Below are 1,518 nucleotides of genomic sequence, written 5' to 3' on the forward strand. Positions count from 1 at the left end.
CGCCAGGCGCACCTTCTCTACGTCGGTGTTCACCCATTGCAGTCCCGAGCCCTCGGCCACGGCGGCCAACTCGTCCATCGGCAACTCGTAAGCAACGAGTTCGGCGGTGATGGGCAACGGCGCAGGCTCGCGCGCCTGCGCCGTTGCGGGTACGGGGGCAGGGGCTGTTGCTGCTACCGTGCCTGGCGTGGCACTCGGTTCGGGCGGTAGCCCGAGAGCCTTGAAAGCCGGCGGAACCGCCGGTTCGGCAACGGGCATGGCTGGCTCGAGCGGCAACGGCATTGCCACATGCACCGTGTCGCCGTCGACGGCATCGCCCGTCGCCGCGTCGCTCGTTACGGCTTCGACGGCACCGGCCGGTGCTTCGGTTTCCGACGCCGGGGCGCCGGTCTCGGCAACGGCGCCGTCGCTGCGGTCGCGGCGACCGCGGCCCCCGCGGCGTCGGCGGCGCGGCTCGCCACTGCCGGCCTCGTCGCCCTCGATCTCGGGACGCTCGGCTTCGGTATCGCCCTCAATGTGCGCGGACGCCGTTTCGGCGCCGAACTCGGCCGCAGCAGGCAGTCCGGGCTCGTGCACCTCGTCTGCCGTTGCGGCACCGCTGCCTTCGGCGCGGACCTCGTCGCGCTCGCCGCGACCCCGTCCGCCGCGGCGGCGCCGGCGGCGGCTGGCTTCGCGTTCACCGTTTTCACCACCTTCTGCTGCAACACCCGTTGAAGCCAGGGCGGTATCCAGTCCTTGGGCGTCGGCGAGCGGCAGGGCCGGCTCATCGTTGGCTGGCGGTGACGCCGGTCGCTGATTGCGGCGACCCTCACCTCGGCCGCTCTCGGAGCGTTCGCTGCGGTCCATGGCCGGCCCGGCATTGGCCTGCTCGCCGCTGACCGGCGCCGCTTCGGCGCGCTCGGGGCGTCGGCCTCGGCCTTCGCGTTCGGGACGTTCGCTGCGTTCACCGCGACGTGCGCGATCCTCGCCGCCTCGGTCGCCGCGGGCTTCGCCTCGCCCCTCACTGCGTGGGCCGTCGCGGCCTTCGGTTCGCGGACCATCGCGCCCCTCGCTGCGTTGGCCGTCGCGTCCACCTCGGCGACCGCGGCCTTCGCGGCCGCCTCCACCGTCGCGCGGGCCGCGCTCTTCGCGGCCGGGCTTCGCCGGCTGCACGATCGGCGCCGCGGCAGGCGTCTGAGTCGGTGTAACCGGAGCATCACCGCTGAACAGCTTCTTCAGCCAGCCGAAGAAACCGCCGGTCGAGGTTGTCGCTGCCCAAGCCGGCTCGGTGGCCGGGGTCGGTCTTGCGACGGCTACCGGCGCTTGGGCTTGCGGTGGAACCGCAGCGGGGCGCGGTTGCGGCGGCGGGGCGGGCTGATCCGGCAGCACGCCCTTGATCACCGGCTCCTGCTTGGCCTTGCCCTTTTCGCGGCGGGTGATGCCGACCTCGTCGTCCGGCTCCTCGATCATGGTGTAGCTGGCCTGCAGGTTCTCCAGCCGAGGGTCGTCGTGGCGCAGGCGTTCGAGCTTGTAGTTGGG

The 1,518-nt window shown here is 72.7% G+C and carries 1 pseudogene; it reads right to left on the bottom strand.

The features are described from left to right. Positions 1-1,518: pseudogene (locus V6M56_RS14880) on the bottom strand (hypothetical protein); the annotation flags it as partial.

The sequence above is a fragment of the Allobosea sp. genome, from assembly GCF_036675845.1.
In the GTDB taxonomy this organism is placed as follows: Bacteria; Pseudomonadota; Alphaproteobacteria; order Rhizobiales; family Beijerinckiaceae; genus Allobosea.